The sequence below is a fragment of the Paenibacillus sp. J22R160 genome, from assembly GCF_059692135.1.
In genome coordinates this window covers 47802-60868 of sequence record NZ_JCAUAU010000002.1, presented here as the reverse complement: position 1 = coordinate 60868, position 13067 = coordinate 47802, and the positions used below count along the sequence as shown (strand labels likewise).

At 45.6% G+C, this 13067-nt stretch carries 16 protein-coding genes and 1 pseudogene; all 17 read right to left on the bottom strand.

Features of this window, described 5'->3' with window-relative positions; all coding sequences use genetic code 11:
- Positions 1 to 26: 26 nt before the first annotated feature.
- Entirely contained in the window at positions 27 to 491 is a 465-nt protein-coding gene (locus AC58UW_RS03660) for a YaiI/YqxD family protein (RefSeq protein ID WP_497419373.1), read from the bottom strand.
- 93 nt (positions 492 to 584) lie between these two features.
- Entirely contained in the window at positions 585 to 1400 is an 816-nt protein-coding gene (locus AC58UW_RS03655; protein WP_497419372.1) for a pyruvate, water dikinase regulatory protein, read from the bottom strand.
- A 183-nt stretch (positions 1401 to 1583) separates the two neighbouring features.
- Positions 1584 to 2333: a DNA repair protein RecO gene (recO, locus tag AC58UW_RS03650; RefSeq protein ID WP_497419371.1), complete on the bottom strand. Its 750-nt coding sequence runs from the start codon at positions 2331 to 2333 to the stop codon at positions 1584 to 1586.
- A 45-nt stretch (positions 2334 to 2378) separates the two neighbouring features.
- Positions 2379 to 2531 carry a YqzL family protein gene (locus tag AC58UW_RS03645; protein ID WP_127451872.1) on the bottom strand — a complete coding sequence of 51 codons (153 nt, stop codon included), beginning with the start codon at positions 2529 to 2531 and terminating at the stop codon, positions 2379 to 2381.
- Between the two features lie 96 nt (positions 2532 to 2627).
- A complete protein-coding gene (era, locus tag AC58UW_RS03640) occupies positions 2628 to 3527 on the bottom strand; it encodes a GTPase Era (RefSeq protein WP_497419370.1) in 900 nt (299 codons plus the stop codon).
- 6 nt (positions 3528 to 3533) lie between these two features.
- Positions 3534 to 3965: pseudogene (locus AC58UW_RS03635) on the bottom strand (cytidine deaminase); the annotation flags it as partial.
- Positions 3966 to 3978: 13 nt separating this feature from the next.
- Complete coding sequence (locus tag AC58UW_RS03630; RefSeq protein WP_497419369.1) at positions 3979 to 4683, bottom strand: diacylglycerol kinase family protein; 705 nt, start codon at positions 4681 to 4683, stop codon at positions 3979 to 3981.
- Positions 4683 to 5210: an rRNA maturation RNase YbeY gene (gene ybeY, locus AC58UW_RS03625; RefSeq protein ID WP_497419979.1), complete on the bottom strand. Its 528-nt coding sequence runs from the start codon at positions 5208 to 5210 to the stop codon at positions 4683 to 4685. The genes AC58UW_RS03630 and ybeY overlap by 1 nt, the downstream gene beginning before the upstream one ends.
- A 33-nt stretch (positions 5211 to 5243) precedes the next feature.
- Positions 5244 to 7472: an HD family phosphohydrolase gene (locus AC58UW_RS03620; RefSeq protein ID WP_497419978.1), complete on the bottom strand. Its 2229-nt coding sequence runs from the start codon at positions 7470 to 7472 to the stop codon at positions 5244 to 5246.
- A 40-nt stretch (positions 7473 to 7512) separates the two neighbouring features.
- Positions 7513 to 8478 carry a PhoH family protein gene (locus tag AC58UW_RS03615; protein WP_497419368.1) on the bottom strand — a complete coding sequence of 322 codons (966 nt, stop codon included), beginning with the start codon at positions 8476 to 8478 and terminating at the stop codon, positions 7513 to 7515.
- 6 nt (positions 8479 to 8484) lie between these two features.
- Positions 8485 to 9678: a sporulation protein YqfD gene (gene yqfD / locus AC58UW_RS03610; protein WP_497419367.1), complete on the bottom strand. Its 1194-nt coding sequence runs from the start codon at positions 9676 to 9678 to the stop codon at positions 8485 to 8487.
- A gap of 28 nt (positions 9679 to 9706) precedes the next feature.
- Complete coding sequence (gene yqfC, locus AC58UW_RS03605; protein WP_157321660.1) at positions 9707 to 9985, bottom strand: sporulation protein YqfC; 279 nt, start codon at positions 9983 to 9985, stop codon at positions 9707 to 9709.
- A gap of 158 nt (positions 9986 to 10143) precedes the next feature.
- Positions 10144 to 10602 (bottom strand): YqfB family membrane protein, encoded by a 459-nt coding sequence (locus AC58UW_RS03600; protein ID WP_497419366.1) that lies wholly within the window; start codon positions 10600 to 10602, stop codon positions 10144 to 10146.
- Positions 10603 to 10618: 16 nt separating this feature from the next.
- Positions 10619 to 11611 (bottom strand): flotillin-like protein FloA, encoded by a 993-nt coding sequence (gene floA, locus AC58UW_RS03595; protein ID WP_497419365.1) that lies wholly within the window; start codon positions 11609 to 11611, stop codon positions 10619 to 10621.
- A 12-nt stretch (positions 11612 to 11623) separates the two neighbouring features.
- Complete coding sequence (locus tag AC58UW_RS03590; protein ID WP_497419364.1) at positions 11624 to 12295, bottom strand: NfeD family protein; 672 nt, start codon at positions 12293 to 12295, stop codon at positions 11624 to 11626.
- 141 nt (positions 12296 to 12436) lie between these two features.
- Complete coding sequence (locus AC58UW_RS03585) at positions 12437 to 12880, bottom strand: GatB/YqeY domain-containing protein (RefSeq protein ID WP_497419363.1); 444 nt, start codon at positions 12878 to 12880, stop codon at positions 12437 to 12439.
- An 8-nt stretch (positions 12881 to 12888) separates the two neighbouring features.
- Positions 12889 to 13062 (bottom strand): 30S ribosomal protein S21, encoded by a 174-nt coding sequence (gene rpsU / locus AC58UW_RS03580; protein WP_029195880.1) that lies wholly within the window; start codon positions 13060 to 13062, stop codon positions 12889 to 12891.
- Between the last annotated feature and the right edge of the window lie 5 nt (positions 13063 to 13067).

Sequence of the window (13067 nt, the reverse complement as noted above, 5' to 3'; positions counted from 1 at the left end):
TCGCTTTTCCGACTAAGTACTATTCGCTACTCATTTTCGATTTCCTGCAATTTTTTTAAAAGTTTTGTCAAACCATGTAGAAAATATTTACGATCCTCGTCCGTAAAGGGTTTGGGACCCTTCGAATGTTTGCCCGCTCTTCGCATTTTTGCTGAAGTATGACGACGATCCAACAAGAAATCAATCGAGCTGTCCGTATATTCCTGCCCCCGATTCGTCAAACAATATGAGCCTTTCGCTAACCCAAGCGCTGCGAGACCGAAATCCTGCGTCACCAAAATATCACCAGACTTAATTTGATTGGCGATGTACAGATCAACTGATTGATCAGAGCGATCCACTTGCACGACCCTAACACCCGGGTTCGTCTTCATCCTATGATCAAACGAAGCAACTAGAACAACTTGTACACCGAACTGCCTGCCTGCTTCTTCTATTTCGGTTTTAACGGGACAAGCATCGGCATCAACGATTATACTTCTCGCACCCATACGGTTCAGCCCACGCCCTTTTTTGACGAAATCTCACCGTACTATTATATACGATGAACTTCTAAAAAATCCTGCAAGTAGAAACATAAAACCTTACTGGACCCGTTCAATATGATCCATAACCAGACTTGCCGTTTCTTCTACGGCGCGATTTGAGACATCGAAGATTACACAACCGATTTTGCTCATAATTTTGTCAGCAAAAGCCAGTTCTATTTTAATACGTTCCACATTCGCGTAGGTTGCATTTTCTGCAAGTCCGAGAGTTCGAAGCCGTTCTTGGCGGATAACATTCAACTTATCCGGGTCAATTCGAAGGCCGATGATTTTATCCTTTGAAACGGTATAGATAGCAGCAGGAGGCTGCATTTCTGGCACTAAGGGCACATTAGCCACTTTAAACCTTTTGTGGGCTAAATACATGGATAAAGGAGTTTTGGAGGTGCGTGACACGCCAAGAAGGATGATGTCTGCTTTCTGGATACCGCTAAAATCCCGGCCATCGTCATATTTGACGGCAAACTCGACCGCTTCAACCTTTTTAAAATAGTCCTCATCGAGCGGATGAATCATACCTGGCTGTCTACGCGGCTCTTGGCGCAGCGCCTGCCCTAAGGTGTTCACCACGGGTCCAAGAAGATCAATATGGGGGATGCCGTGCTCTATTGCTTTGGCGATAAGATCGTCTCGCAATTCCGGTATGACCAAGGTAAAGACAACGATACCGCCGTGTATACGTATCGCATTAATCACTTTGTCGATGCCTTCGATATCATGGATAAAAGGCGCTCTTACAATCTCCACAGGAACCGGATGAAATTGCATGGCAGCAGCGCGTACAACAGACTCCCCTGTTTCCCCAACAGAGTCAGAAACAACATAAACCCGAGTAGGTAATGGATGATCCATTTTCCTATTGCCCCTTTCAACCATATCAGCAGGGACTAGGCCCTACATTAGCATTTGTATGTAAAGTAGATTTGAACAGAACGTAAGCATAAAAAAACTCACCGATATGCGGACAGCACAAAGGCGAGGTGTTTTCCACCACATCATATCAAAGCGAACAACACATGTCAAATTAGACCAAGTTTATATATTGTATTTTTCCATTTGTTCGATAAAGTCCCTTGATTTCCATTTTACTCCGATATGTATATCCATATAAGTCCTCATACATGTCTTAAGCTGTGTCTTCGTTTCGTCCTTGACCTGAACAGCGCCAAGTCTGCGCATATCCATACGCGGGAATAATTTAAGCAGCTTGAGCGTGCCTTCCCCAACACGAATTGCGACAGTATCCTTATAACGACACCTGCTGCACAATGTTCCACCCATGGAAGGGCTGAAGTGAGTAATGTCCGAGGTTTCACCACAAGAAACGCAAGCATCAGTGACAGGCAAGTAACCAGCCAATTCAAACATTTTCATTTCGTAGAGGTGAACAACGATTTGCATATCCTTGCCCTCTTCGATCGCCATTAAACCCGCCTTCAGTTGTTCAAACAGATACGTGCTGCCTTCTTCATCACCAAGCATGCGGTCCGTCATTTCAGCCAAATAAGAAGCATGAGCAGACATATGCAAATCTTCTCGCAAAGCGTGATGAGCTTCAATGATCTCCGCAGAATTCAAAGATCCCATTTGTCCGCGCGTTTTAAAAAAAACAAAATCGCCGTACGTAAAAAGCTGCGTAACGGCGGCATGTCTACTTTTCACTTTCTTCGCACCCCGAGCCATGACTCCAACCTTACCGAGCTCGGGGGTGAACAGACTTATGATCTTGTTCCCCTCTCCATAGTCCATACTACGGAGTACGATCCCCTGTACACTACGCAGCAAATGATTTCCCCCATGTGCGCCGCTCTGAGTTTACGAATAGCTCACTTACAAATTCAGACCTTCGAGCGGCTCTTCATTACTTTGATCCTCTTCCTGTACATCCGTGTCCATGCCGGGTTGCCCGGTAACTTGTTTGTACAAAAGGTAGGCATCTACATCACCGGTCTTTGAAAAATACGTCCACGAAAAGTCTTTCATGTTCAGCATCCTCCCCATCGAACGTGATGTTCATAGGATGTGCAGAGAAAGCTTCTCTATGCGGACAAATTACTGGAACACTTAGGTAATCACCAATTAATCGTGACGGAAGCCCAGATCCTTCAGCACTCTGTCTTGGTTTCTCCAGTCTTTTTTGACCTTCACCCAAAGCTCTAAAAAGGTTTTGGAGCCAAGCAGCGTCTCGATATCTCTTCGGGCCTGCCTGCCGATTTCTTTGAGCAAACTTCCTTGCTTGCCAATTACAATCCCTTTTTGCGAATCGCGTTCGACAAAAATAACCGCTGAAATATGGACAACACCATTGGGTTCAACTCGCATATCCTCAATTTGGACAGCAATGGAATGCGGGATTTCTTCGCGGGTCAAGTGCAGTATTTTCTCGCGAACAAGCTCTGCGCAGACGAACTGTTCTGGATGATCCGTAATCTGATCGGCTGGATAGTACTGGGGTCCTTCAGGCAAATATTTAATAATTTGCTCTAAGAGCGTCGTGACATTATTGCCTTTGAGCGCCGAAACCGGCACAATTTCTGCAAAGTTATATAGATCTTTGTACTGTGTAATAATGCCAAGCAGCACTTCTGGTTGTACAAGGTCAATTTTGTTCAATACCAGAATAACCGGTGTTTCCACGTGCTTTAGTTGTTCAATGATATATCTGTCTCCGCCGCCAATACCGTCCACCACATCAACAAGGAAAAGGACAGCATCTACCTCTCCAAGGGTGCCATGAGCAACTTTACTCATATAATCACCTAATTTGGAAGTCGGTTTATGAATACCCGGAGTATCCAAGAAGACGATCTGACCATTAGCTGACGTATACACACCATGAATCTTGTTTCTTGTTGTTTGAGGCTTGTCTGACATGATAGCGATTTTTTGTCCAATGATTTGATTCATCAACGTTGATTTCCCAACATTCGGACGTCCGATGATTGCGACAAAGCCTGATTTAAATTCTTTTTTAGCCACTTCTAATTATCCTCCATTTGAATGCAAATCTTTCGTTGTAAAAGCGCCTGGCAATAGAGCGGAAACTGTCGTTTCTGCGAAATCACCTTTGAGATTGCCAAGATAAACGGGCATATCCGGACCACATAGCTCAACCAATACCTGCCGACATACGCCACAAGGCGAAATTGGACCTTCCGTATCGCCCATGACAGCGATCGCCCGGAAGGAACCTGCTTTGTGCCCGTCTGCAATTGCGCGGAAGAGCGCAGTTCTCTCCGCACAGTTCGTAGGACCGTATGCGGCATTCTCCACATTACAGCCGTAATGAACATGACCATCTGCATCCAGAAGAGCCGCGCCTACGTTAAAATGGGAATATGGCGTATAGGCTCTCTTCATCGCTTCTTTAGCGTGTTGAATGAGTTCTTGTTGATTCATGGCCATCATCCTTCTTTCTGTATTAGTAACGTTATAACATGTTTAGACAGGATAAAGCGAGAATTGTGACAACTGTGCCAATGAGTGCACCTAGAAAAAGCGCAGGGAATGGACGAGTCTTTTTGTCGTACAGCATAATAAATATAAGTGCAGCAAGCGTATATGCAAGCAGCGCGACAATCGTCTGTGAGACGAATATAACAATAACCGTCGATATCGAGAAAGCTATTGCCGTCAACAAGCTTGGGCGCACTAACTTCCCTTTGTCCGAGAACCGCGTTTCGATAACAATGACGGTTAAGATAACCAAGGCGATGAGTATCCAAATCGTTCCTGCGGATACCTGCGTATCCTGCGTCCTCGATTCACGCAGAAGCTGATCAATCGGTTCATAGAAAACAATCATCCCAACAATGACTGCAAAACCAGCAGACACCAAGACGGACGCCGCGGCGACGTCCTTTGCGATTTTGGCTAACGGATGGCGGTCCGGCATTGCCAGGTCCACCGTCTTTTCCACAGCCGTATTGATTAGCTCTGTAACAATCATTAAGGTTACGGCTAACAAGATAAACAGGATATCCGTTTTGGGCAATCGTGCAAACAAAGCAGCCAACAAAACAAGAAAAGCAACGCAAAAATGGAATTTCATATTGCGCTGCGTATCTAAAGCATATTTGATTCCTTCGTAGGCATACCGGAAGCTTCTGCGCCATTTACGGAAGCCGTTTGTCATTAGCGCGTTAAACCTGCTTTCTGCAAAATGTCCTCCTGCTTAGCAAACATAATCTTCTCTTCGTCTTCGCTTTGGTGATCGTATCCGACTAAATGTAAAAATCCGTGAACGAACAAGAAACCAAGTTCCCGTTCTACAGAGTGCCCGTAGTCTTCAGCCTGAGCAATTGCGCGCGGAACCGAAATAATAATATCCCCAAGCGGTTCAATGAATGCTTCTGACACCGTCTCATCATCCTGGGGTCCTTCAGCACCATCCTGCTCGTTATCTTCATAGTTAATCTGAATCTCATCTTCGCCGAACTCGCTCATGGAAAAAGACAGCACATCGGTAGGTTTATCCAGATCGCGGTACTGCTTATTTAACTCTTGGATCGCTTCATCATCGACGAACGTAAGGGCAACTTCACCAGCCGTAACGCCTTCAAGCTCGCCGGCTAACTTCAGCAGCTCCTCGATTTTCTCTATAAAAGCAGGTGTAATCTCCTTCACTTCCTGCTCACTGCTCCACTCTAGCGTTAAATCTATACTTGCCATATGCGGCACCCTCCTGTCATTTCGCTATGTCCCTGTTTTCTTAGGGGTCAGTTCGTTTGGATACTCGATCCTTGCATGGAAAATGCCCAGCAAAGTCTCATTCAATGTTTTGGCGATTTTATCCAGTTCCTTCAGAGTGATGTCACATTCATTGAATTGACCATCATCTAACCTGGATTTGATGATTTTGTGCACCATGGAATCAATCTGCTCTAAGGTCGGATTCCGCAATGAACGAACGGCTGCCTCTACACTGTCAGCAATTCCCACAATAGCGGCTTCCTTCGACTGCGCTTTGGGTCCTGTGTAACGGAAGTCCTCTTCGCGTATCTCCTTCTCACTGCCTTCTTCTTCGGCTTGCTTGACCGCTTTATGATAGAAAAAGTGGAGCAACGTTGTTCCGTGATGCTGCTCGGCAATATCTCTGATCGCTTTGGGCATTTTGTAATCCTTAAGCATCTCAACGCCATCACGCGGATGGGCGATAATGATGGATTTACTTAAATTCGGATCAATGCGATCATGCGGGTTCTCAATATTGGTCTGATTTTCGATAAAGTAGCTTGGCCGTTTCGTCTTCCCGATATCGTGATAATAAGAGCCGACTCTGCAGAGAAGTCCGTCTGCGCCGATGGACTCAGCAGCCGCCTCAGATAAATTACCAACCATGACGCTGTGATGGTACGTACCCGGTGTCTCCGTAAGAAGCTTCCGCAGCAAAGGATGATTCGGGTTCGAAAGCTCCACCAGTTTGAGCGGAGAAAGAATCCCGAAGGCTACCTCGAAGAAGGGCAGCAAACCAATCACAAAAACAACCGTTAATAATCCGCCCGCCGCCGCGAAGGAAAGGGACATGATCGCTTCGCGCTGCTGAAAATGATCTTCCATAAGCAGCATGGATGTGATCGTAAGCATTGCGAAAAAAGCGATCATTAAGCCCGCTTTCAAAATTGTAGCGCGCTGACTTGCTCGTTGAATTGTAAATACCGCACTGAAACAAATAACCAGGGACACCAATCCGTAACGGAAATCAAAAAGAAGCGTATGCTCCGCATTAAAGATAATACTTGCCATTAGTGAAAATAAGACCGATGAGATAAAAGCCAGCGGTGCATCCAATAAAATGGCAATGAGAATACTTCCTAATGCAGTTGGAGCCAGATATCCGATAAACGGATAGTCCAAGTTTTGGACAAGTGAGATGATTTTCATACACGTGATATTAATTAAAAAAATCAAGATCAGCATCAGAAGCTGAGAATTATTATATTTAATCGCAAGCAGGCTCTGCCGGACGAACATAGAAACGACAAAAGACAATAAGGCGGAGAGAATCCCAAGACCAATTTGCGGTAAATGATTCGCTTTGCTCTTGAGCAATTCCAGTTTGTCTAATCTTGCATAGATCTCTTCGGTGATGACATCTCCGACCTTGACGAGCACATCATTTTTGTTAATGTACACCGGTTTAACATTTTCTCTAGCTTGTCCTTTGGCATCATCGGTACCTTTCTGATCAAAGAACTTATTCGGCGTGATGACGGCGCGCGCAATCTCAGTAACCATTTCACGCATCGTATTTTTCGCTAGGTTCGAAGTATTCACCATCTCGGCAACTTTAGCCCTTGCTGTCTGAGCATCAAGAATTTGATCGTTCATCAGCTTCGTAACGATATCTTTGGTTACAGGGCGCATAGCCGTCAAGTCTTCTTTGGTCAATCGAGGAAGCTTAAAGTAAGACTCCTCGGGCAGCGGATACTGCTGTTCAGCTAGACCCTGTTGGATCTGCTCAATCAGCGTTTCATTGTACTGAGCGCTAGTGCTGAGCGATTTGATTGATTGATTCTCCAAATCACTGATTAGCTGAGGAATCACTCGACGGAAAATGCTTACTTTGTCATCGAACTTCACTTCTTCATCTGCATTAATTTGTAATAATTTATCATAAATAGCGTCAATCATCGTATCATTTTTGAGATTTACGATGCGATAAACAGGCTGAACCCTCTTGGCCGCATCTTCTTTCGCTTGTTCTGTCGCAATCGCGTTCTCAATTTGTCTTGGCGCATAAATGGTTGTTTCACTAGTTGTTCCTAACTCAATGTCATAAACCTGGGGAACGAGCTTTGCATAAAGAGATATATAGAAAACTAAAGCCAGCAAGAGAAACAACAGTATCCGAATACCCGTACTGTATTTCCATCCGTTCAGCTGGTAATGAAATTTACCTTTCATTTGCACTTCATTTTTCATCACGGAAGGTCATTCCTCTCTACCTGACAAACCAGCACAGTTACTTATCCTTTTCAGCATTGTAGGCCACAATGATTTTCTGAACGAGTGAATGTCTCACAACGTCCTGCTCGTCAAAGTGGATAAAGCCAAGCTCCTCAATTTCATCGAGAATTCGAGCAGCTTCTACAAGTCCTGACGACTTGCCCCGCGGCAAATCAATTTGCGTCACGTCACCGGTAATGACCATTTTGGATCCGAAACCGAGCCGTGTCAGAAACATTTTCATTTGTTCAGGTGTCGTATTTTGGGCTTCATCTAGAATAATAAATGAATCGTCCAGGGTTCTCCCACGCATATACGCTAGAGGAGCAATCTCAATCAGACCGCGTTCTAAAGACTTCGCTACCTGATCAGGTCCCAAGACATCATTAAGAGCATCATACAATGGGCGCAAATAGGGGTCAACTTTTTCCTGTAGATCGCCAGGCAAAAAGCCTAGGCTTTCTCCTGCCTCAACAGCCGGCCGCGTTAAAACAATCCTTTTGACAGCGCCTTCTTTCAGACGCGTAACCGCGAGAACGACAGCCAGATACGTTTTGCCTGTGCCGGCAGGTCCAATACCAAAAACGATATCTTTCTTCTTAATCGTCTCCACGTATTTCCGCTGTCCAATCGTTTTGACGCGAATCGGTTTACCGCGATGTGTTGTCGTAATCTCGCCTTTGAACAAATCCAGCAATTGATCCGCTTTCATCTGCTTAGCGAGTTCAACGGCATATAGCACATCCCTCTCTGTCAACGTGTAATTATTGCGGATGAGCTGCAACAGAACCTCAAAAAGCTGCTGAAGCGAATTCACTTCCGCAGCCGGACCTTGAATCGTTATTTCGGCTTCACGCGTAAAAATTTGCGCGTTAATCTCTCTCTCAATCACATGCAGAAACTTGTCCTGGGGACCAAACAATGCCAGCCCTTCAGCTGGGTTTTTCAATGTTAGCTTTACGGATTGTGCGTTTTCTACCAACAGGTCTCATTCTCCTCGTATGACAATTGGTTGCTCTTCGGCGATATTCTCTTCGACTTCAAAATGCACGTCTATATAAATTTTACCATTCTCTGATTTTTCATGCAAAATTTTTTCACCTACGAGTCTAGCATCAGACCCTAAAGCTCCGAGTAGCTTCACTCTAGCCTGCTCCAGGCCTGTCTTTTTGGCAATCGCGGGATCAATAGGCTCCTGTACGACTTCAACTTCCATAACCTTCTCGTGCAGCCAGCCGATAGGCAGTGTAAAAGAACGCCAGGCCAGTGTTTTACGCTCTGGAATCGTTTCAAAATGCTCGTAACCTAGCTTCCCATAACCGCTTACTTGCAAAGCTCTCGTACCGAAAACAATATAATTGCGATTGGTTGCTTCTCCCGTATATGCTTTATAGGTTTTCGTAAGCGGGGATTCAATTCGGGAGGTGTACCAGACAATACCTCTTACCTTGCCACTCGCAACGACCACTTGGCTGTTCTGCTCATCTCCGATCGTACCTGAGATAAGCACGTCCCCTTTTTTCACATACGTATTGGGCTTCACCATCGGTTTTCCTTTGTCGGATAAAATCTCAGTTACAAGCGCATTTTTGGCTGCAACTAGATTCCGTGGATTCTTGAGATCCTGTCTATCCGGTATTGTCGCTTCAACGACTTTAATCGTAATATGGGTACCGCGAATCTCAACGCCAACCCACGCCGTTCCTGGGAGCATACCTTGAATGTCCCGTGATAGATCCTCAGCCTTTTTCAGTCTGAATTTCCACTGGTACACATGTATGCCTTGTTTGGAGGCAGCCTGTAATATTTCCGCTTCGGAGATGCGGTCATTGCCCTCCACCGTGATTTGCCAAACGAGGGATGTCAATATGTATATTCCGATAATAAAGGCAGCGATCCCACCCAGAAAAACTTTCCTACGCCCCAATCTTTCCATAAAAAAAGGAAGCCCGTACCGCTCTAGAACATGCACCCGGCAGCCTGTCCGTTTGAGCAGCGGCTTAAGTTTGAAGAAATCTTTAATCAACATATTAAGCTCTAGCTTGCCATCCTCGGCAGCTTGAATATCCCAAATGGAGAACGCCTTCTCCATCATGGGATTAATCAACCTTTCACACCCATTTCCCCGAATTTGAATACGCACGTACCCGCGCAAACGGGCAATGAACATCGATTGTTTCATAACCCAGCACCCCTTCCCACACTTTCATCTATGGCATGTATCTGACATCGTCGATCAAGCCTTCAATAAAAACTTCCTCCGAGAGAATTGCTCGAATGACCAAGTTTTTACCGAACACTTCTAGCGTCCCTTTTGTTAATTCAAGCTTTAAGTTTTCACTGGAAAAATGGAGTACGCCCCGGTGATTCTCCACATAAAGCTGTACGTTGCCGATCATCGTGATGCGCGGCAAGTCCTGCACCACATCCTGGGGAAGATCCAGAATTTTGGCCGTGAACTGGTTCCATTTGCGGCTCAAGCGACGCATAGCTGGGCACTACCCCCTCTAACTAGATGATCATAACGACAGAAAAGTCGCATAGCTTTCTATCAAATTATGCGGTTTGCACCGGATTTATGTGAAAAAACTGGAAAACAAAAAGCGCCCTTCCCGATTGCTCGAGGAGGCGCCTGTTTCTTCATGTGTTATCTGCGATAAGGCTTTTTTGACTTGGGAGGACCAAGAATCTCAGCCCACACAACGCCTTGCAGAAGCTGGTCTTGACTAGGTGACTCTGGAAATGGGCGTGCGAGTGTAAGATCGCCTGCGTAGATAGATGAACTATCTAAATTTGTCTGCTTAGAGGAATTGAATGGAGAGACTTTCGCCTTTGGAGTAGAGGTTGCCTTGTACTCCGCGCTAGGACGGCCAAACTCGTCTCGTAAGCCTCCTGATGGTTGGGATGGCTCAACTGTCTTCCGTTCCAGTTCCCCTGCTTCAGGATGCCGCTGAGCTTGGCTAGGCGACTCACCGAATGTTGGCATGCCCATTCGCTGCGCTTTTTGACTCGCTCGGCGCCCTTTGTTCTGAAGTTGATACAAAAAGGTTATGGCTATAATCACTAAATACCAATGTTTAAATAGAAATGCAATAAGCTGTTCCACGCAATCACCTCATGGGCTAGGAGTCTTTCTCGCTCTTACCGTCGTTAGCTTTACCGAGCGTTGAGCGCATTTGAGTGTCCGCTTCAATATTTTTGAGATTCATATAGTCCATGACGCCGAGTTTGCCGCTGCGAAGTGCTTCTGACATGGCAAGAGGCACTTGTGATTCCGATTCAACAACTTTAGCGCGCATCTCTACGACCTTAGCTTTCATCTCTTGCTCCGCCGCAACCGCCATGGCCCGTCTTTCTTCGGCTTTCGCCTGAGCGATGCGCTTGTCAGCCTCCGCTTGTTCCGTTTGCAGATGTGCGCCGATATTCTTCCCAACATCTACGTCGGCAATATCGATGGACAGGATTTCAAAAGCCGTTCCGGCATCCAAGCCTTTGCCTAGAACAGTTCGGGAGATCAAATCTGGATTCTCCAGAACGTCCTTATGCGAGTCGCTGGATCCAACCGTGGTGACGATCCCCTCGCCGACACGGGCAATAATCGTTTCTTCCCCGGCGCCCCCGACTAAACGCTCGATATTAGCGCGTACTGTCACTCTTGCAATAACCTTGACTTCAATACCGTTCTTAGCAACCGCAGATACGTTCGGAGTTTCAATCACTCGCGGGTTGACGCTCATTTGTACGGCAAGCAGCACATCACGGCCAGCCAAATCGATCGCTGCCGCTCGTTCAAACTCCAAATGGATTTTGGCCCGGTGGGCAGCGATCAAGGCATTAACGACTCTGTCGACATTACCGCCGGCAAGGAAGTGGCTTTCCAATTGATTAATACTTAAATCAAGGCCGGCTTTGGTCGCTTTAATCATCGGGTTCACGATTCTGCTTGGCGTAACACGGCGCAGCCTCATTGCGATTAAAGTGATAATGCTGATACGCACTCCTGACGCAAGCGCTGAAATCCACAACATGACCGGAACAACACTGAGCAGTATCGAAAGCACAATAATGATGATAGCAGCAAGAAGTACCAAATATAAACCTGGTTCAATATTCATTCATTTTTCCTCCTAAGAATTATTAGCGCGATTAGCTTCAATCTCTCTCACAACTACACGGGCCCCTTCAACGTCTACAACAATAATTTCTTTCGCGTTCGAAATAAAACTCCCGTTCGTCACGACATCCACGCGTTCTCCCTGAATGATTGCTGTGCCAGCAGGCCTTAATGGCGTTATCGATTGTCCTGTGAGGCCGATTAAATGCGTTCTGTCGGGGCTGGAGGTAAAACCCTTGTCCGTTGTCAGCTGCTCCTTCAAAATAAATCGATTCCACACTCCGCGGTGCTTAAACGTTTTAATGGCAAAAGCAATGACAACAATGGCTACTAATAACGCTATCCCCAGCATGACCGCGGCATCCATCGGGTTCGAAGAAGCGAGCAGCACCCCTCCAAATAGGCATATGGCCCCCAGCACACTAAGAATCCCAAAACTTGGAACGACCAGTTCCAAGATAAGGAGCACTAAACCGATGCTAAACACGGCCAAATCGCCGAACCCAGCAAATCCCGCCAAATAATACCCAAGAAAATATAGTGCAAAACCAGCGACGCCTGCTAATGCTAGTAAACCACCGCTGAAAAAAAGAAGCTCTAAAGCGATTCCAATAATGCCAACCATCAATAACACGGTCGCTGTAATTGGATGGGTCAGAAAGGCCGATAAGTTTTCTGCAAACATCATCTTTCACTCCTTTCCTGATTCTTCCTTATCATTAATATGTACGTCATTCCAAATAAACTGTTTCGTTTTGGAAAGAAAATAAAAAGACCGAGAGGATATCATATCCGCTCGGTCTTGTCATACTAACATATTTAAGTATTATCCCAATAATTGTTGGACCAACTGATTAATAAGTTTACCATCAGCGCGTCCTTTAACCTGAGGCAACAATGCCGTCATCACTTTGCCCATATCCGCTTTGGAAGAAGCACCAATTTGCTGGATGGTCTGCGTTACAATGGCTTTCACTTCTTCCTCAGAAAGCTGTTGCGGCATGTACTCAGCTAGAATGACAAGTTCAGCCTTCAGGCTCTCGGCCAGATCATCTCTGCCGGCCTTCGTAAATTCTTGGAGGGAATCCTTACGCTGTTTGATTTCACGAGTTAGTACGTCAAGCACTTCATTGTCATCTAAGGATCTTTTCAGATCAATCTCAGAATTCTTAATTGTTGATCTAACCATTCGAATTACAGAGAGTTTGAACTTGTCCTGACTCTTCATCGCTTGCTTCATATCTTCGTTCAATCGATCGCTTAAGCTCATATTGCCTCCTAGAACTTTCTCTTGCGAGCAGCCTCAGATTTAAGCTTACGCTTAACGCTAGGCTTGTCATAATGTTTACGTTTCTTAACTTCTGCTAGAATGCCATCCTTAGCGATGGAACGCTTAAAGCGACGAAGTGCAGCATCTATAGTTTCGTTCTTACGAACTCGAGTTTCTGACAACAGAT